The organism is Pseudoalteromonas sp. '520P1 No. 423' (assembly GCF_001269985.1).
Classification (GTDB): Bacteria; Pseudomonadota; Gammaproteobacteria; order Enterobacterales; family Alteromonadaceae; genus Pseudoalteromonas.
Window position 1 is genome coordinate 745569 of record NZ_BBZB01000002.1, and the last position, 19269, is coordinate 764837.

12 protein-coding genes and 2 pseudogenes are annotated in these 19269 nt (G+C 35.4%); 7 read left to right on the top strand and 7 right to left on the bottom strand.

Annotation, left to right across the window (positions count from 1 at the left end):
- Nucleotides 1-62 precede the first annotated feature (62 nt).
- The 4 genes from deoD to PSA_RS22005 all read right to left on the bottom strand — a co-directional run bounded on the left by deoD (nt 63) and on the right by PSA_RS22005 (nt 5377).
- Complete coding sequence (gene deoD / locus PSA_RS21990; protein WP_042143192.1) at nt 63-764, bottom strand: purine-nucleoside phosphorylase; 702 nt, start codon at nt 762-764, stop codon at nt 63-65.
- Between the two features lie 28 nt (nt 765-792).
- Nucleotides 793-2007 carry a phosphopentomutase gene (locus PSA_RS21995; RefSeq protein WP_042143190.1) on the bottom strand — a complete coding sequence of 405 codons (1215 nt, stop codon included), beginning with the start codon at nt 2005-2007 and terminating at the stop codon, nt 793-795.
- Between the two features lie 103 nt (nt 2008-2110).
- Nucleotides 2111-3184, bottom strand: coding sequence for a PepSY domain-containing protein (locus PSA_RS22000; RefSeq protein WP_042143189.1), 1074 nt, complete (start codon nt 3182-3184; stop codon nt 2111-2113).
- Between the two features lie 66 nt (nt 3185-3250).
- Nucleotides 3251-5377 carry a TonB-dependent receptor gene (locus PSA_RS22005; protein ID WP_042143187.1) on the bottom strand — a complete coding sequence of 709 codons (2127 nt, stop codon included), beginning with the start codon at nt 5375-5377 and terminating at the stop codon, nt 3251-3253.
- Between the two features lie 342 nt (nt 5378-5719).
- On the opposite strand from PSA_RS22005, the gene udk reads away from it, so the two are divergent.
- From udk to PSA_RS22020, 3 genes are read left to right on the top strand one after another with little or no spacing between them, the layout of a single operon-like run.
- Entirely contained in the window at nt 5720-6349 is a 630-nt protein-coding gene (udk, locus tag PSA_RS22010; RefSeq protein ID WP_042143185.1) for a uridine kinase, read from the top strand.
- 39 nt (nt 6350-6388) lie between these two features.
- Entirely contained in the window at nt 6389-7612 is a 1224-nt protein-coding gene (locus tag PSA_RS22015) for a NupC/NupG family nucleoside CNT transporter (protein WP_042143183.1), read from the top strand.
- A gap of 31 nt (nt 7613-7643) precedes the next feature.
- Nucleotides 7644-8483 (top strand): isopenicillin N synthase family oxygenase, encoded by an 840-nt coding sequence (locus PSA_RS22020; RefSeq protein WP_042143181.1) that lies wholly within the window; start codon nt 7644-7646, stop codon nt 8481-8483.
- Nucleotides 8484-8814: 331 nt separating this feature from the next.
- Here PSA_RS22020 and PSA_RS22025 read toward each other — a convergent pair.
- A pseudogene (locus PSA_RS22025) lies at nt 8815-9219 on the bottom strand (IS1634 family transposase); the annotation flags it as partial.
- A 187-nt stretch (nt 9220-9406) separates the two neighbouring features.
- Here PSA_RS22025 and PSA_RS22030 point away from each other — a divergent pair.
- The 4 genes and pseudogenes from PSA_RS22030 to PSA_RS26650 form a co-directional block, all read left to right on the top strand.
- Nucleotides 9407-12187, top strand: coding sequence for a hypothetical protein (locus tag PSA_RS22030; protein ID WP_042143177.1), 2781 nt, complete (start codon nt 9407-9409; stop codon nt 12185-12187).
- 83 nt (nt 12188-12270) lie between these two features.
- Entirely contained in the window at nt 12271-14919 is a 2649-nt protein-coding gene (locus PSA_RS22035; RefSeq protein WP_042143175.1) for a TonB-dependent receptor domain-containing protein, read from the top strand.
- Between the two features lie 602 nt (nt 14920-15521).
- Nucleotides 15522-16349 (top strand): prolipoprotein diacylglyceryl transferase, encoded by an 828-nt coding sequence (locus PSA_RS22040; RefSeq protein ID WP_042143173.1) that lies wholly within the window; start codon nt 15522-15524, stop codon nt 16347-16349.
- A gap of 260 nt (nt 16350-16609) precedes the next feature.
- A pseudogene (locus tag PSA_RS26650) lies at nt 16610-17023 on the top strand (NAD(P)H-dependent oxidoreductase); the annotation flags it as partial.
- On the opposite strand, the gene PSA_RS26045 reads toward PSA_RS26650, so the two are convergent.
- Nucleotides 17007-17216 carry a hypothetical protein gene (locus PSA_RS26045; RefSeq protein ID WP_042143170.1) on the bottom strand — a complete coding sequence of 70 codons (210 nt, stop codon included), beginning with the start codon at nt 17214-17216 and terminating at the stop codon, nt 17007-17009. The pseudogene PSA_RS26650 and the gene PSA_RS26045 sit on opposite strands and share 17 nt — an antisense overlap.
- 288 nt (nt 17217-17504) lie before the next feature.
- A complete protein-coding gene (locus tag PSA_RS22050) occupies nt 17505-17984 on the bottom strand; it encodes a hypothetical protein (protein WP_042143169.1) in 480 nt (159 codons plus the stop codon).
- Nucleotides 17985-19269: the final 1285 nt, after the last annotated feature.

Genomic DNA, 19269 nt, shown 5'->3' on the forward strand with positions numbered 1-19269 from the left:
TAATTTTATAGACATAAAAAAGGACTGTAATTCAGTCCTTTTTTGTTTTTACTACTTTACTTTTAAAGAGATTCTAAAGCGATTTTAACCATTTCATTAAATGTATTTTGACGGTCTTCAGCAGGTAATGCTTCACCAGTAATTACATGATCGCTCACAGTGAATAATGCCATTGCATTTGCACCGTATTCTGCAGCAACACCGTATAAACCAGCCGTCTCCATATCAACAGCCATAATGCCTAATTTATCTAACTCTTCATAAAAAGTTGGATCAGCTTGGTAAAAAGTATCCGTTGTAAATACATTACCTACTTTAGCTTCGATATCTAAAGTACGCGCTGCTTGTACACCTTTCTCTAATAAATCAAAATCTGCAATAGCTGCAAAATCATAACCTCGTACACGAGTACGATTTACATTTGAATCTGTACTTGCGCCTTGAGCAAAAATAACATCTCTAATTTTGATATCTTTGCTGATACCACCACAGGTACCAATTCTAATCAGGTTTTTTACATCATAACTTACAATCAATTCACGAGCATAAATAGACATAGATGGTATGCCCATACCTGAAGCCATAATGCTGACAGGCTTACCTTTATAAGTACCAGTAAAACCAAACATATTACGGACACCCGTGACTTGGCGTGCATCATCTAAAAAGTTTTCAGCAATATATTGTGCACGAAGTGGATCGCCTGGCATTAGTACTGTTTGTGCAAAATCGTTTACGTTGGCACCGATATGTGGAGTGCTCATAATGTTATCCTTTATCTTTATTTTTCGATTATTTTGCTTTTAATTGTTCAGCAAAACCTTCGCCATAATTTAATTTTGAAATATCAAACCATTGCGCTATGGTTTGACCCATATCTGCAAAAGTTTCTCTTTGTCCTAAAGCAACAGGTTTCATGTCTTTGGTATATGCAATAACAGGTACATACTCACGGGTATGTTCTGTACCAGGCCAGGTTGGATCACAACCATGGTCTGCGGTAATTATTAGCAAATCACCTTGCTCTAATTCATCTAAAATTTGCGGTAAATACTGATCAAATTGCTTAAGCGCTTTTGCATAACCAATAGCATCACGTCTGTGGCCAAATTTTTCATCAAAATCTACTAAGTTAGTAAATACAAGACTGTTATCTTTAGTCTCTTTAAATACTTGTTTGGTTTTTTCTAGTAAATTCATTAACCCTGGCGCTTTGTGTTTTTCACTAATACCTTGATGAGCATAAATATCTGCTATTTTACCTATGCTTACAACATGAGTTCCTGCGTCAGTTAATTTATCTAAGACGGTTGGAGTAGGTGGTAATACAGAATAATCGCGTCTGTTACCGGTACGCGCAAAGTTATCACTTTTATCACCTAAAAATGGGCGGGCAATAACACGGCCAATATTGTATTCATTAACCAATTCTCGGGTGATCTCACATAATTCAAGTAGTTTATCTAAGCCAAAATGTTCTTCATGGGCAGCTATTTGAAAAATACTATCTGCAGAGGTATAACAAATAGGTTTGCCTGTTTTTATATGTTCTTCACCTAATTGTTCAAGAATTGTTGTTCCAGATGCATGACAGTTTCCTAATATGCCAGGGATACCTGCACGTTTAACTATTTCATCGATTAATTCTTGTGGGAAAGTAGGGACTTCTTTTGGAAAATAACCCCAATCAAATAATACTGGCACACCTGCCATTTCCCAATGTCCCGAAGGCGTATCTTTACCTGTTGAAAGCTCTTTTGCATATCCCCACGCGGCAATAGGCTCTTGGCGATCACTAATCATACATGGTTCTTTGCCAGCGGCTTCACATGCGTCAATTAAACCCATACGAGACAAGTTAGGTAAAGAAAGTTTGTCGCCAGTTTGTGTGTGATACTCAGATAAAAGGTGAGCAAGGGTGTTTGCACCCACATCGCCAAAATCAGCTGCATCGGGTGCTGCACCTATGCCAACACTATCAGCCATTAAAATTAACGCTTTTGCCATAACTAAACCTCAAATCTATCCGTTTAATAAAAATTTCGTAATTATTATAAGTATACATTTAAGTTTATATTTAGCTTATTACAAAGGACATTTGTCCGTAAAATTAATGCCTATTCTTGATGTCCTTTCTGTAATACCAAATATATGCACCTGTTATTACAAAAAATAACGGTAATAGTGAAATAAATAACCATAAAATCCGAACAGGCAAACCAATAAAGTCACCGATATGAAATTTATATCTAAAATTCCAAACTTGTGTTGCTATAGAAGCAGTTTGTGCATCATAAGTTTTTAAGATTTCACCTGTATATATGTCTACCCAAACCCAGCTATAAGCATAAGTTTCTTTTCGCATTTTTATTCTTAACCCCAATGGTTCGTCTTTTTCTGTAGGAAAATATATACGATAAATATCACCTGAACTTAATACTGTTTGTCCTTGCTGGTAGGCAAAATCTAAATTGGTGTGTTGTTTAACTATAGACTTAGGTGCTTCAGGTCGAGACTCAACTTCTCCAGGGCTGAACCAGTTCACTATTTGTTTTGTTTGGCTTTTCCAATGAAAGGTCATGCCTGAAAAAGCAATTAATATTAAAGGTAATATTGAAAAGACACCTATCACAGTGTGAAGTTGATACATTAATACTTTAGGTTTCGCTGCTGTTTTAATTTTTAAACGTTTGAGTCGCTTTTTTGGTTTGAACCACATATATAAGCCAAAAAGCATTTCAATTATGAGGATTAAGCTTGCAATGGAAATATATAACTTAAGCGGGCGTTTATTATTGTCATCTTCATAAATTAGCCATCTATGCCAATACATTACAAAGCCGTAAAATGTATCATCGAAATAATAGTGTAATAAAATATCGCCTGTATATTGATTTAAGCTAATAAAGCTTTTATCTGTAAGTCTTGCTTGCCATGCTAAATTTGGCTCAGGTGGCGTAGTCAGCATTGTAACTTTTGAGCCAGTATTTATTTCAATTGTACTGATTAATTCACTGAGTGGTTTTACTCTATGTGTAGGTGTTACGGTCCAAAGATGAGGATTAATAACATACTGAATCTCTTTAGCAAAAACTAATAATGCACCAGATAGGCTTAAATTTATTAAAAACCCTCCACTTAAAAGGGCTAATAGAAGATGACATCGGCGTAACCAAATCTTCATTTTTATACTACTCCAAAAATACAAAAAGCAGCTCAATAGAGCTGCTTGGGCGGGATTTTTAAAATATTAAAAGCTGTATTTGATTCCAGCGGTTACTGTGGTTCCTAAACTCTTAGTGTTATAACCTTTATAGCTATATCCTTGTGAACGAGCAGAGTAATAATCTTGATTAAATAAGTTTTCTACGCCAGCAAATAAAGACCATTGTTCAATATTATAATTAGCACTTAAATTAAATACGTTATAACTATCTATAGGACCTTGATCACCGACATAATTGCCATCTTCATTTGGGTTAAAACGTTTTCTATCGCCAACATGTAGATATGTTAAAGACAAGTCGGTATTTTGAATAGGTTGCCACTGTAGGTTCATGGTTGCTTTAGGTGCACTGATCTGCTTTGCGCCTAAATAAACGTCATCTTGGGTATTTTTACCTTCAACCCAACTATAAGTAGCATTAAAGTTAAGTGCTTCATTTATTTTATAAACAACTAAAGCTTCATATCCCCAGATTTCCTGAGGTGCACGAACAGGTAAATATACACCCGTAGTAGGATCAAATTTATTTGTAGTCCCTAGCTCTGATGTACTACGGTAAGCTGAAAATTCAAAACGTACATCATCAAATTCAGAGGTAAAACCTAGTTCATAGTTATCTATAATTGATGCTTCTGTACGAATGTCAGAAATATCAGTTACAGTTGCAGTACGTAATAAACGACCAATATCAGATATATCAGCACCTTGCGAATAACTAATGAACGGGCTGAAGCTATCAGAGTAGTTATACTTAAATGCTAAATTATAAGTAGTGGCATCATATTCTAAAGTATCACCTTTTACACTTACTGGCACTGAGCATTGATCAGCAGTACGACATAACTTAAGAGTTTCAAAATCATTGACTTGTAAATCGATATTTTCTTGTCTGATCCCTGCTTTAATAATGAAATCATCATTGATAGCCCATTTAGACTGTAAAAAACCAGCTAAATTATTCATATCCATTTCAGGTACCCAAACTCGACCATCAACCATAGGTTGCGAAGTCACATCGTTGAGGGCATCAATACCATAAATAAAAGTCGCTTCAACATTCCCCCAATCTATTTGGCTATTTAGCGTAATACGTAAACCAGTCTTTTCTGACTTTATAAGAGATTGTCCACCATCGAAACCTTCACTAGGGTTAGCTAAAACAGGAGAGTAGAAAAATACATTTTCAATTTTTTGTGTGTAAGCATCAACTGTCAGTTGCGTATTATCTAATAGCTCAGTATCGGTATATTTAAACATCACATTATGATTTCCACGTGGACCTTGTGGCTCACCAGGTAAATCAGTACCTGCAGGTGCTTTAATTGCGTAAGTTTTTATACCCGTATTTATATTGCCAACAACGTCAATTAAATCTGTTTCTTGCTGTGATTTATAATAGTTATAAGTAATAGAAAGGTCTTTAGTATCATCAACTTGGTATCCTAGTTTCGTAAAATAGTTTTGTATTGTGCTATCAGATAAACCATATTTTAACCCTATGATGTCACCTTCGGCATCTCGTTGTACGCCATTTTCTTCATAACTAGCACTGACAACATAGTTAAATTTATCTAACTGACCATTGATAGCTGAGCTAAATCTTGTACCGACACTATCTTCAAGTTTTACAGCGTTAAATCGCGTAGAGAAACTGGCTTCTCCTGACAGTACTTTATCTGAGCTTGCTTTTTTAGTAATGTAATTAATGATACCGCCTGCCGCGCCATTACCATAAACAGATGTTGCACCTTTTATTACTTCAATACGTTCTATCGCACTTGGATCTAATGTTCTGATACCTAATGCGCCATTTCTCAGTGGTGTTGACTGAGGTACACCATCAATCATGACCAAAGGTGAGCGCCCACGTAACGTTTGGCTAGAATTACTAGATGTACCAGTACTCGGAGCCATACCTGGCACTAATATAGATAATAAATTTTGTAGTTCAGATGATACTTTTAGATGCGCTTCAATTTGTTGGCGTGTAATAACTGTGATAGAAGCTGGAACTTCGTCTATATTTTCAATAATACGACTGCCTGTAACTATAATTCGCTCTAGATCTTCGGTCTGTTTTGGTGTTTGAGTATTGGCTGATAAATTTGTAGCGACAAGTAAAGCAATTAAGCTAAATGAAGTTTTGAACATGTTATGAATAATCCCTAGTGATGCGTGTTATAAAAATCTAGGTAATACTAATGCTAACCATTATCATTTACAATTACTTTAAATGGAAATAATAGCATTAATTAATTTAGATCAAAAAATTACAATTTATGGTATTAGCTATTTTCAATTTCTAATAAGAAAACACGATTTATGTTTATTAAAAGGAATTGATTTCCAGATATATTTATTGAGCGGACATTTGTCCTGTTTGCAATTGAAATGAGCGGGTAAATTGTCGTTTTTCTATCTAGCCACAGAGATCTTTTTTTTAATTTTTGTTATCGTAGGCTACTTTTGTTATTCGATTGGATGTAATTTTTTGTGACTAGAACCATTATTGCTATAGCCGGTGCATCAGCATCAGGAAAGTCTTTGTTTAGCCAAACTATCTATAATGAGTTAGTTAATGAATTAGAGCCGGGCGCCATTGCTATTTTAGAAGAAGACGCCTATTACCGTGATCAGTCACATTTACCTTTTGATCACCGTACACAAACTAACTATGATCATCCGGATGCGTTTGAGCACGAATTAATGTGTGAGCATTTAATGCAGTTACGAGCAGGTAATGCAGTTGAAGTGCCAACATATGATTATGCACAACATACGCGTAGTGATAAAACTAGGCGAATTAATCCGGCTAAAGTAATTATTGTTGAAGGTATCTTATTATTATCTGACGAAAAATTACGTGAAGAATTTAATATTAAGGTGTTTATAGATACACCATTAGACATTTGTTTAATGCGAAGAATGCAAAGGGATATTGAAGAGCGTGGCCGTAGTTTACCATCGGTTATCGAACAGTATCAGGCAACAGTTCGACCTATGTTTTATCAATTTATTGAACCATCAAAGCAAAATGCTGATCTAGTTGTAACGCGTGGTGGCAAAAATAGAGTCGCGATTGATTTAATTAAAAGTAAAATTACTCAAATATTACAACAATAATAAAAGCTAAAAAGCTAGAAAGAATTTTAGGATATTTTAATGACAACAATCATGACATTGGTCGGTATGACTACCTTACTATTGGTTGCGTTTATCGCATCAACCAATAGAAGTGCAATTAATTTACGAACAGTTGGTTGTGCATTTGGTTTACAAGTTTTAATTGGTGGCTTTGTTTTATATTTTCCAGCAGGTCAAGATGTTTTAGTCGCTGTTTCAGCTAAAGTATCAAGCATTATTAACTATGCGAATGATGGAATTAAATTTTTATTTGGAGGCTTAGTTTCCGATAATATAGGTTTTGTATTTGCATTAAATGTATTACCTATCATTGTATTTTTCTCTGCGTTAGTTGCGGTGCTTTATTACTTAGGCATTATGAACTGGATCATAAAGATATTAGGTGGTGGCTTACAAAAATTATTGGGTACGTCAAAAACAGAGTCTTTATCAGCGACGGCTAATATTTTTGTAGGGCAGACTGAAGCGCCATTAGTTGTAAAACCTTTTATTCCAACTATGACGCAATCAGAATTGTTTGCCGTAATGGTAGGCGGCCTTGCAACAGTAGCTGGTTCTATACTTGCCGGTTATGTCATTATTGGTATTGATCTTAAGTACTTGATAGCGGCTAGTTTTATGGCAGCACCAGGTGGTTTTTTAATGGCAAAAATGATGGTGCCAGAAACAGGAACACCGATAGAAAATCTAGAAAACATAAAAGTTGATGACGATGACAAGCCTGTAAATGTGATTGACGCAGCAGCAGGTGGTGCATCAAGTGGTATGCATTTAGCACTTAATGTAGGTGCAATGCTACTTGCGTTTGTAGCTTTAATTGCCATGTTAAACGGTCTTTTAGGCGGTGTTGGTGAATGGTTTGGTATGCCGGATATTACAATACAACAAATCTTAGGATACATATTTGCACCTGTCGCTTGGCTTTTAGGTGTGCCTTGGAGTGAAGCTGTCACTGCGGGTAGTTTTATAGGTCAAAAATTGGTTGTAAACGAATTTGTAGCCTATCTTGATTTTATAAAATTTAGAGATCAGTTAAGTGAACATACGCAAGTTGTGATTACATTTGCATTATGTGGTTTTGCTAACTTATCTTCAATTGCAATTTTGCTAGGTGGACTTGGTGGCATGGCTCCAAGTCGTCGTAAGGATATCGCCCGCCTAGGTCTCAGAGCAGTTATGGCAGGGTCCATGGCTAATCTAATGAGTGCTGCCATTGCTGGCTTCTTCTTATCAATTAGTTAAAATTGATACTATATATTTAAGGGCGACTTACATGGAATTACAAACGGTAGATTTTAAAGCAGATAACGCAGCTGAATTATTTGTTGAATCATTACGTAACACAGGCTTTGGTGTATTAAAAAATCACCCAATTTCAAAAGAATTGGTTGAGTCAATTTATGAAAATTGGCAAGCATTTTTTAATTCTGAAGAAAAAAGAGATTTTCCTTTTAGCAAAGAAAATCAAGATGGTTACTTTGGTCCCGAAACGTCAGAAATCGCTAAAGGCCATAAAGTTAAAGATATTAAAGAGTATTACCATGTTTATCCTAAAGGTCGTGTACCAGCACAACTTGAAGAACAAATACGTGAGTATTACCGTTTAGCAAACCAACTTGCAGCGCAGTTATTAACTTGGGTTCAAGAAAATGCACCTAAAGAAGTAAGTGAAAAGTTCTCGATTGATCTAAAAGATATGATCAAAAATTCAGAGCAAACTTTATTACGTATTTTACATTACCCGCCAATGACAGGTGATGAAGAACCAGGTGCAATACGTGCAGCGGCACATGGTGATATTAACTTATTAACAATATTACCAGCAGCAAATGAGCCTGGCTTACAAGTACTCAATAAAGATGACTCTTGGTTAGACGTACCATGTGACTTTGGTAACTTAATTATTAATATTGGTGACATGTTACAAGAAACGTCAGGTGGTTATTTTCCATCAACGATTCATCGTGTGATCAATCCAACAGGTAAAGCGACAACGAAATCACGTATTTCATTGCCTTTATTTTTACATCCTCATCCAGAAGTTGTGTTATCAGAGCGTTACACAGCAGATGAGTACTTAAACGAACGTCTAAGAGAGTTAGGTGTAAAATAATTAGAAATTAAAAAGCATTAATTGAGTTTATATTGATTTAGGTAACTTGCTTAAATAAAATTATAAACTCAAAGGACAGATCAATTAAAGGACTGTTTGGTGTCTTAAGGGGTTAAGGCAGTAGACAAATATTGAACGAAGAGCAAAGGGCCGTAAGGCCCTTTTTTCGTTTCTAAAGTTTAGTAATTAGAAGAAATAATTAATCTTAACGCCAACTCGTTAGCTGGTAGTTATTCATAATGGCTTAAATTTTTCCATTCTTATGAAGCTCTGCCAAATTTTTATCAAATAAATCCATTGCAGCCTGTATATCCGACATTCCGCAGCATTTTTAGGAATAAATTTCTTGATAGATGCTGCCCATGCAATTAATGATAATACTGTGCCTCTCCTCCACATTGAGGACTAATTGTTGCTCGCCACTGATTGTTAATACATGCAGACCTCGAAAGCAAAAGAACACCCCGCGAGCAGTTGGATTTTGGCACGTTTTGTATTTTAACTTGGGAAAATATACCGACTGAGCCTTTAACTCTCTTCTGAGCTTATGCTCCAATGCGACATAAACCATTAAGCAATACGTCATTACCATCAGTAGTGCTTCAATCCTTTCTGGCTTTTTCAAATAAAGAGACGCGGTTAAAAAGTCAGGACTCTTTAGGGATCTAAAGCTCTTTTCTACACTTTGTTGTGATTTGTAAAGGCTAAGCGTTTTCTCCATCGTTAATATTTCTGTTTAACTAAAAAATTTTTAAATTGGAAATCTTATATCATAATATTTAAAAATTCTGTCATACTTTAATAAATATAAAACAAAACTGTCATCTTATCTTTAACAAACCGTCACCTAACTGTCACACGAAATAATTACCTTATTGCACTAATTAATTTAGTTAAAGAATTAAAACTTAGTGGAGATGGTAATGAAAGGTCCTGAATTATTTAAAGTAAGTATGCTGACTTGTGCTTTAGCGTTAGCAGGTTGTGGTGGTAGTGATATTAATTTGAATGTTGAAGGTGAAACTGTTGTAGCACCTTCACCAACTATTCCACCAACAGGCGGTACTGATAAAGTACTTGCTGGTGTGCACAGCCCAAGCCTTTCAGCAACAGTATCTGCTGCTTTAGGTAAAGATGTAACTGTTCAAGTTTTATCAGGACGTATTACAACAGATGTTGAATTAACAACAGATGCATTTTGGGCGTTAGATGGTGCTGTATTTGTAGGTGATGATAATGCATCAAGTGCAACATTAACTGTTAACCCAGGTGCAGTCGTATTTGGTAACAGCGGTAAAGATTACTTAGTAATAAGCCGTGGTTCAAAGATTGAAGCAACGGGTACTAAAAATGACCCTATCATTATGACTTCTTTGCAAGATGTAGTTGGTGATACAACTGCTTCAGGCCAATGGGGCGGCGTAGTTTTATTAGGTAATGCACCTTCTAATAAATGTCCTGCAGATGGCGATTGTGCACTTCAAGTTGAAGGTGTTGAAGCTGGTGCGGTATTCGGTGGCACTAACTGGGAAGATAACTCTGGTACTTTACAATATGTTGTTGTTAAAAATGCCGGTTACGAAGTTGCTCCAGGGGATGAATTAAATGGTGTGACATTTGGTGGTGTTGGTTCACAAACAACAGTTGATTACTTACAAGTGCATAATAACTCTGATGACGGTGTTGAATTCTTTGGCGGTGCAGTCAATGTTAAGCACTTAGTGTTAACAAGTAATGATGATGACAATGTTGACTGGGATAATGGCTACAAAGGTAAAATGCAATTTGTTTATATCGAACAAGATAAAAACTCTACAGATGCTAACCGTGCTATCGAAGCTGACAATGATGGCAACAATCCTTCAAAGGACCCTAAATCACAACCTATCATTTCAAACCTAACTGTAGTTGGTAACAATTTTAAAGGTGAAGATGAAGCTGAAGGTATCTACTTACGTGAAGGTACAGGCTTACATTTATACAACTCAGTGATTTGGGGTCCATCTGAAATGGGCGAATGTTTAGAAATTGAAGGTATTCCTGAAGATTCTGAATTAACTGAGAGTGAAACAGTTAATAATGCAAATAACGGTATTATAAAAATAGAAAATACAGTTATGGCGTGTACTAACGGCGAAAACTTTAAAAACCCTAAAGATCAAGACGGTAATATTTTACTAGATTTAGAACCTTGGTTTACAGCGCAAACTGGTAACAGTGTTAATGACAAAGCTATGATTGGTGTAAATGGTGAACCATTATCAGGCTCTCCATTATTAGAAGCAGGTCAAGATGTAAATAACACAGTTGATTCTTTCTTCGACTCTGTAAATTACATTGGTGCATTTGACGGTCAAAACGATTGGCGTGAAGGTTGGGCATTCGGTTATGGTGGTGGAGAAGTAACTGCACCTGCAGAGGTTGCAGGTTGTCCAGCAGGAACACAATCAATTACACCAATAGATGGTTCAACAACAACATGTGAAATTAATGGTCGAATTACAGCTGATTTAACTTTAACTGCTGGTAATTTATATGCATTAGATGGTGCTGTTTTTGTAGGTGGCGATAAAGAAAACTCTGCAACATTAACAGTAGAGCCTGGTGTAACTGTGTACGGTCGTAATGGTGATGACTATCTTGTTATTAGCCGTGATTCAAAAATTGTTGCAAATGGTACACAAGATAACCCAATTAGCTTCACTTCTAGTCAAGATGTTTTAGGTGAAGAGACATTTGCAGGCCAGTGGGGCGGCATGGTTATTTTAGGTAATGCGCCTTCTAATAAGTGTCCTACAGATGGTTCTGATTGTGCTTTAAAAGTTGAAGGTGTTGAGAGTAGTGCTGTATTTGGTGGTACTGACACATCTGATAATTCAGGTACTTTACGTTATGTAAGAGTCATGAATGCCGGTTATGAAATTGCACCTGGTAATGAGTTAAACGGTATCACATTTGGTGGTGTAGGTGCTGGTACTACGGTTGAATATGTACAAGTTCACCAAAATGCAGATGATGGTGTTGAGTTCTTTGGCGGTACAGTTCAAGCTAAATACTTAGTTTTAACTAGCATTCAAGATGACAGCATTGACTGGGATAATGGTTTCCAAGGTAAGCTTCAACATGTTTTAGTTAAGCAAGCAGCTGATAATTCAGATGCTAACCGTGGTATCGAAGCTGATAATGATGGTAATTCGCCAGACAAGACACCACGCTCTAATCCAACTTTATCTAATGTAACAATTATTGGTAATAATTTTAAAGGTGAAGACGAAGGCGAAGGCATTTACTTCCGTGAAGGAACTGGTGCACAAATGTACAACATTGTTGTTACGGGTGCACAAGGTATGGGTGAGTGTTTAGAGCTAGAAGGCATTCCTAAAGATTCTGTTTTAACACATAGCGAAACAGTTAAAAATGCACAAGATGGCACTATTAAGTTTGTTAGCTCTGTAATTGCCTGTTCTGAAAACTTTAAAAACCCTTCAGATGTTGATTTCAACTTGAGTGATTGGTGGAGCAACGTGTTAGGTAATAAAGTTGCACAAAGCCAAGAAAATGTAGTGAATGGTATTTTCACTACTGATGCAACAGTTGCAACAGATGTTAAAGCAATCGATGGTTTCTTTGATACAACAAGCCACATTGGTGCGGTATCTGAAGATAACAATTGGACTGCAGGTTGGACAGTCGGTCTGGAATAAGACTAAACCCACACTATGCCAAGTTAGCAATAGCTTGGCATGATTAAAGTGAATTAATTTAGCTTATTTCGTCGAGGCAAAAAATGAAAAACACATCAGTTAAATTCGGGTTATCAGCAATATCTTCAGCAGTTTTATTATCACTAGCTGGAACTGCATTTGCTAACGAAGTTACCGAAGTACAAGATGAAGCAGTATTAGAAGAAGTTGTAGTGAGTGCAAGCCGATTAAAAGGCACGGCGACAGCAGTTTTAGAAGAGCGTAAGCAGCAAGCTTTTGTTGCCGATATTATGGGCTCAGAACAAATTTCACGAAGCGGTGATAGTGATGCAGCAGCGGCACTTCGTCGTGTAACAGGTTTAACATTAGTTGATGGTAAATTTATTTATGTACGCGGTTTGGGTGAACGATACTCAAGTACGCAATTAAATAGCTCTGCAGTACCGAGTCCAGATCCGACTCGCTCAGTTATTCCATTGGATTTATTCCCTGCTGACATTATTGAAAGTCTATCAGTTCAAAAATCATTTTCACCTTCAATGCCTGCATCATTTGGTGGTGGTAATGTCGATATTCGAATTAAAACAATTCCAAGTGATTTTGTATTTAATATGAGTGGCTCCTTAGGTACAAATACTAATAACTCAGATGATGGCATCGAGTATAAAGGTGGGAGTGATGATTGGCAGGGTCTAGATGATGGTACACGTCAACTGCCAGCTTCGATAAAAGCAGTTTATGACTCTGGTCAGTCACTGGATGATTTATCACCTGAAGATAGTAGACAATTAGTCACAGATTTAAACCGAAACTATGATCCAAAATCGACTTCAATTGACCCTGATCATAGTGTTAATTTTACGCTAGGTAATAGCACTGAATCAGGCGATTGGCGTTACGGTTTCTTATCATCGATTAGTTACGATAATTCTTATTTTGTTGGAAAAGAATATCAAGGTGAAAAGTTTTTACTCGGTGAAAATAGTGCAGCGATGGTACAAGGCTATGATGATGTTAATACAACAGAGCATAGTGTCAAATGGTCAGGTATGCTTAACTTTGGTATCGAATGGCAAAAGAATCATCGCATTGATATGAGCACAATGATATTACATGATACTGTCGATACTATTAGAGATAAAAGTGGTATTTCAGAGAATGTAAATGAATCAGATAATCGCCGTATTCGCTCTTATGATATAAAGTATGAAGAAAGAGAGCTAATAGTAAACCAACTTAAAGGTATGCATACTTTTGAGCAATTAAACTATGCAGGCTTTGATTGGAAGTATTCACTTGGTCGCTCTAATCGTTATGCGCCAGGTAATATGAGTTCACGCTTCATTGTAACGGATCATAATGAAGATGATATCTATGACGTTGTTAATGAAGGTGCGCTTTCAAACTCTACAACAGCTGCACGATATACTTTTCAGCAATTAGATGATGAAGTAGAGAATTATGGATTCAACTTTACAGTTCCTCTTTCATTTAATGCATTAGAAGTCGAAATTAAAACGGGTGCTGATTATATTTCTAAAGAACGATCAGCCAGTAACCGTAGATTTGATATTAATACTCGCGCTTTTAATGACGTCGATCTAACTGGTAGTGAATTAAACGAAGTACTTTCAGATGATGTCATTCAAAATGCAACTTTAACACGTAGTATCTTAAACGATACAACTATAGATGGTGATGATTATTTATCAGCTCAAAAAATTGATGCTTATTATTTAGAAGCTGACTTTTTCTTCGATAACAAATTTAGAGTCAGTGGTGGTGTTCGTTGGGAGGATTTCAGACAAATATCTGTACCTTTAGACCCATACACAGGACAAATTGTATTAGCAAGTGATGCAACTAATGAAGATTATAAAGAATTAGCATTTCAAAGTGATGATTTTTATCCTGCATTAGCGTTAACATATTTATACGATGATGAAACACAATATCGTTTTAGTTTTGGTCAAACAACAGTGAGACCTGATTTGCGTGAGATAACTAAATCAAACTATATAGATCCATTAACTGAATATCCTGTAGGTGGGACGCCAGGGTTGCGCGCAACTTCAATTAATAATTACGATTTTAGATACGAGAATTATTTTGACTCTGGGGAAAACTTTTCAGTAGGTGTGTTCTATAAAGATATGACAGATCCAATTGAGACTGTGCAGTCTTCAGGTCAAGATGGTCCGCCTCTCGTTCGAATTGCAAATGCTGAAACAGGTTATGTTGCAGGCGTTGAATTTGAATTCTTGAAAGACTTTTCTTTCTTAGAAGGTATTGGCCAAGATATTTTTATGTCGGGTAATTTAACCGTTAGTGACTCTGAAATGGAACTAGACCGACAAAATATTGTTGATCAAGCAGGTGTATCTGCTGCAGTTACCAATACTAAACGTCGTTTAACGGGTCATTCAAAATATGTTGTAAATATGCAGTTAGGCTATGATGCGCCTAATGGCAATCATGCTGCAACACTGATCTACAACGTATTCGGCGAAAGAATTATTATACCCGGAATTGAAGGGCAGCAAGATGCAATGGAACAACCATTCCATTCACTTGATTTGAACTACAGCTACTTTCCGGATTTTAATTCGAGCATTAAACTTAAGCTTAAAAACTTGTTGAACGAAGAACAAGAAATTTTAGCAGATAATGCACTCGTTCGAAGTAAAGAGAAAGGGACTGAATTTTCAGTTCAATACACTTACCAATTTTAAAGTTACGAAAGTAACTTACAACCGAGCAGTCTTCTCACTTAGGTGAGCGGCCAAGCCCCTTCAAACGAAGGGGCTTTTTTAATCCAATTTAGAACCAATTTTAAAGTTATGTAACGTAGCTTAAAACCGAGCATTTTTCTCACTTAGGTGAGTCCAAGCCCCTTCGAACGAAGTCTCTAGTTAAATTGTACCGTTACAAGGGTCGTGTGGTTTTTTTTTGATGAGCAGAGGTTTAATAAATATATGCTAGATAACTCTCATAAATATATAAATATGAAAGTTCAGCCTTTGAAAATAAGTGATGGTTTAGTGCATTTAAGATTTAGTAAAAAATCAATATGAAAACATCAACTTAGTAAATTAAAAAAGTTTTTGAAAATTTAAAAGCAAGTGGTGCATTAGAAGCTTTCACCAATGTTGAATAGGTTTAGTTAAAAATTCTAAATAAAGTGAGTTAAAAAGTATCAAATGATCTACTGTATTGTGCTTATTATTTAGAAGAATACAATTATAAAAGTATGTGATTGTATTGACATTTTTGTTGCGATAAGTAGGCTACTTTAAAAAGAGCTGATCTCCAGCTTTGATTAACGGAAATTATCATGTCTTATCCTTATTTAGAAAGTGTCTTACTAGATTTAACCGGTATTGATACTGGCACACAGTTTATCCCTATGTTTGGCCTGTTAGTGATTTCAGCTTTATTGATTTCACTGCATTTTGGTAAAAAGAAATTAGCAGAACTAAATGTTAAAGATTTGGATGGTGAATACTTTGAAACCACCATATTTTATGCCTTTGTAGGTGGTTTGATAGGTGCAAAACTATTACATGTTTTTGAATTTAGAGGATATGGTATCGCGGACCAATTATTCTCGCGCGGTGGTTTTTCAATTTATGGTGGTTTAATTTTAGGTTTTATCACAGCCATATTTATGCTTAAACGCAAGAAAATTGCAATTTTATCAGCAACTGACATTGCTGCACCTTACATAATGCTTGCCTATGGTATAGGAAGAATAGGGTGTCAAATATCAGGTGATGGTGATTGGGGTCAAAAAGTGAATATGGCAGCTAAACCGAGTTGGTTACCTGACTGGTTTTGGACTCAAACTTACGATAATAACGTAGCAGGGCAGTTTATACCTGCTCCAGGTGTTTACCCAACGCCTATGTACGAAACGCTATTAGCTTTTGTTAGCTTCTTTATATTACGCGCTTGTTTCAAGTTTAAAGCGTCAGCAGTTGGCTTCACTTTTGCTATGTACTTAATATTATCAGCCGTGAACCGCTTTATGGTTGAGTTTATTCGTATTAATCCAAGGTACGATGTTTTAGGTTTTGAGTTATCTCAATCACAAATCATTTCACTCGTTGTACTGAGCGCTGGCTTATTCTTCTTAGTTAAATCTTTAAAACAAAGTAAGTAAAACTCTCCTATTAAATATTGGCTGTTAATTCAGCCAATGTTCTGTAATTCTTGTTAAATCAATTGCTATCAAAATGCTAAATAATTTCATCACATAATCTCATTTGTACATAGAAAATCCTATACGTTTAATATAACTCCTCCCTAAATTGTCTAACATGAGCCAAATTTAAAGCGTCAATATACTTCGATAATTATGGAATTATATTGACTTATGCGCATTGTCGGTACGTCATTTCGGTTAATCTGGAATTAAGATGTATGTTTAATAATTTACCAAAGCACTCAGTTGCAAGTATTACTGAAAAGCTAAAATCGGCAACAACCCAAACTCATGCCCCAAGAGTATTAGTTTTATACGGTTCATTAAGAGAAGGTTTTTACAGTAAGAAGTTGGCGTTAGAAAGTGCTAAAATCTTGACATAATTTGGCGCTGAGGTACGTATTTTTGAACCAACAAATTTACCAATTTTTGATGGTGAATCAAGAGACCACCCAAAAGTAAAAGAATTAGTTGAGCTTGCAATATGGTCAGAAGCTATGGTTTGGAGTTCCCCTGAGATACATGGTAATTTTTCTTAAGTATTCAAAAATCAAATTGATTGGATCCCGCTAAGTATGGTTGCTGTTCGTCCTACTCAAGGGCGCACGCTAGCTATTATGCAAGTATCGGGGTCAAAATGCCATCACACCAACTAGATGCTTCAGGACCTTCGGCAAGAATAGATTTGCTCACCGGCTTTAACAATTTTTGAATATCAAACTCTGCTGGAGCTGCGAATGCAGTCAATGGTGAAAGACACAATAAAGCCATTAATTTTTTCATTATTTTTTCTGTTGCTATGTTTTGTTCTTGTTGTGGGTACAAGTTATCTTCAATTGCAATGTGTGTAAAGCTTTTGGTTACAAAAAGTGATTAGGGGCAGTTTTTTGCGTGCTATCGGTGGGGTTTTTGTGGTTATCGGAGGGTAACCTTCAAATATGAAAAAAATATTTGAAGGTACTTTGCATTTGCGCTTAATTTATCCAATTTAGCATCATTTAGATAATCACAGCGTTGGATAAATCAATAAAAAATGCGACAACTAGCGGCACTATAATAAATGCTTTAATCAGAAAAGAGCAATATATGGGTTATGTCACCACTTATAGGACTTTAAATCTTAGGTGTTTTGGGTGGTTTTATAACCAATGATTGTTGAATGCTTTGTATAATTTGTGATAGCGTTTGGTTGCCCATTCCCCAGTCACCGTTCCAAAATAATGTGGCCATATCAATTACTAACCATTGCTCAAGTTGATTAAATTGTAGCGCGATTTCTACAATTTCACGGTGTTGTGGTGCGAGTTCGTCAAGTTCATTTGCACCTACATGTTCCATTAGGTCTTTTGCAACATCAGCATAAGGTTTGTCATGAGATGCTGAGTTTGCAGAATAAGCTTTTAATATAAATTGCCATTGAGTACAGTCTAATGTTGGTAATGCATGTATCATTGCCAGATCAGCAAAGTGCACTGATAGATTGAGGTTTTTACCGTATTCCTTGCCTTCACTTTCAGTCGCTCTATTTGCTACAAACTTTTGAGCTTGCTCACCAATTGATACTTTTTTTGTAATTGCTTTTTGTTTTTTCATTATTTTGCTCAATGACCTAACTTAAATTTAATTTAAGATTTTTTAGAAGAGTAATACTTGCGACTATTATAACAGTAGACACTGTAATAACGCGTTAGATTTTTAATTGATGTTATTAATCTTTTTAGCTATTTGTGATATTTGAATATACAAAGCTTAAGCTTCTTTAATATTTCTACTATTCCATAAAACAAGTGCTCAAAATGGTTGGTAGATTTGATTTAAAATCCGGATGATTTTTTTCATGGATCAATACTGCTATAGATTTCTTTAATTTATCCAGTTGATTTGTGGGAACAGCCGCGCGAACTTGTAATAAGTGCCAATGGAACATTTGTTCTGATGATAAAGAATTTTTAACTTTATCAAGTAATAATAAAGATCGTGAAGGCTTAACATATAAAAAATCTTCTATTTTTTTAAAATTTCATTTGTATTATTAGACTGACTTGACACAACTGAAAAATGGCTCAGCATTAAAATCAGATACATGAGAGTTTTCACAGTATTCCTTATTTGTAGTAAAGCATTATTTAAATCTAGAGCGACTGATTCAACTTGTAAACCTTGTTTGAGTAATTTAGTGTTTTATGCCGGAATTCCAATCAGTTATTTAACAACAAAACCTATACTTTTTTAGCACCTTATTATTCAACAAAGACCATGCATATTAAGTGTTTATATAATTTAAAGTTAACATGCTCTAGAAGTCGTTTACTTGTAAAAGGTTAATTTTAGAGTCTTTAATCGATGTGTTTTTAGAGTATTTTATACGGTGATGTATTTTTAGGATAAAATTAAGCCGTATACCTACTTGAATAGTTAGTAGAATAAAGTTCCTTAGTTCTTTATTTAAAAAACAGTACGCTAACTTTAAAGGCTCTCAAGCTTCGCTTATGAATTGCGCTCATGCGCATTGGCTATTAACTAAACAGGTCCAAATATTCACACTTCCCCCTAAAACCTAAAGCCCTGATTAATTTAAAGTGAAATTGTTAACCTTACTGGTGTGAATTTAAAATACATTACTTAGCGAGTTAAGTCTTTTAATATCAAATAAGTAAATTAACAACAAATATGTTCCTAAGTCTATAAAAAATATATAAATTAACGTAAATAAAGTTTTATTTTACTAATTTTAAATGTTAGAATCTGCGCGAAATTACAATTATAGGTACAGCAGTATTGTAATTATTTACGGAATTACCATCGTGTTCTATGTATCTAATATTTTAGATAGTGAAAATGAGGAATTTCTTGCTATTAAAGATATATAGGATTTGTA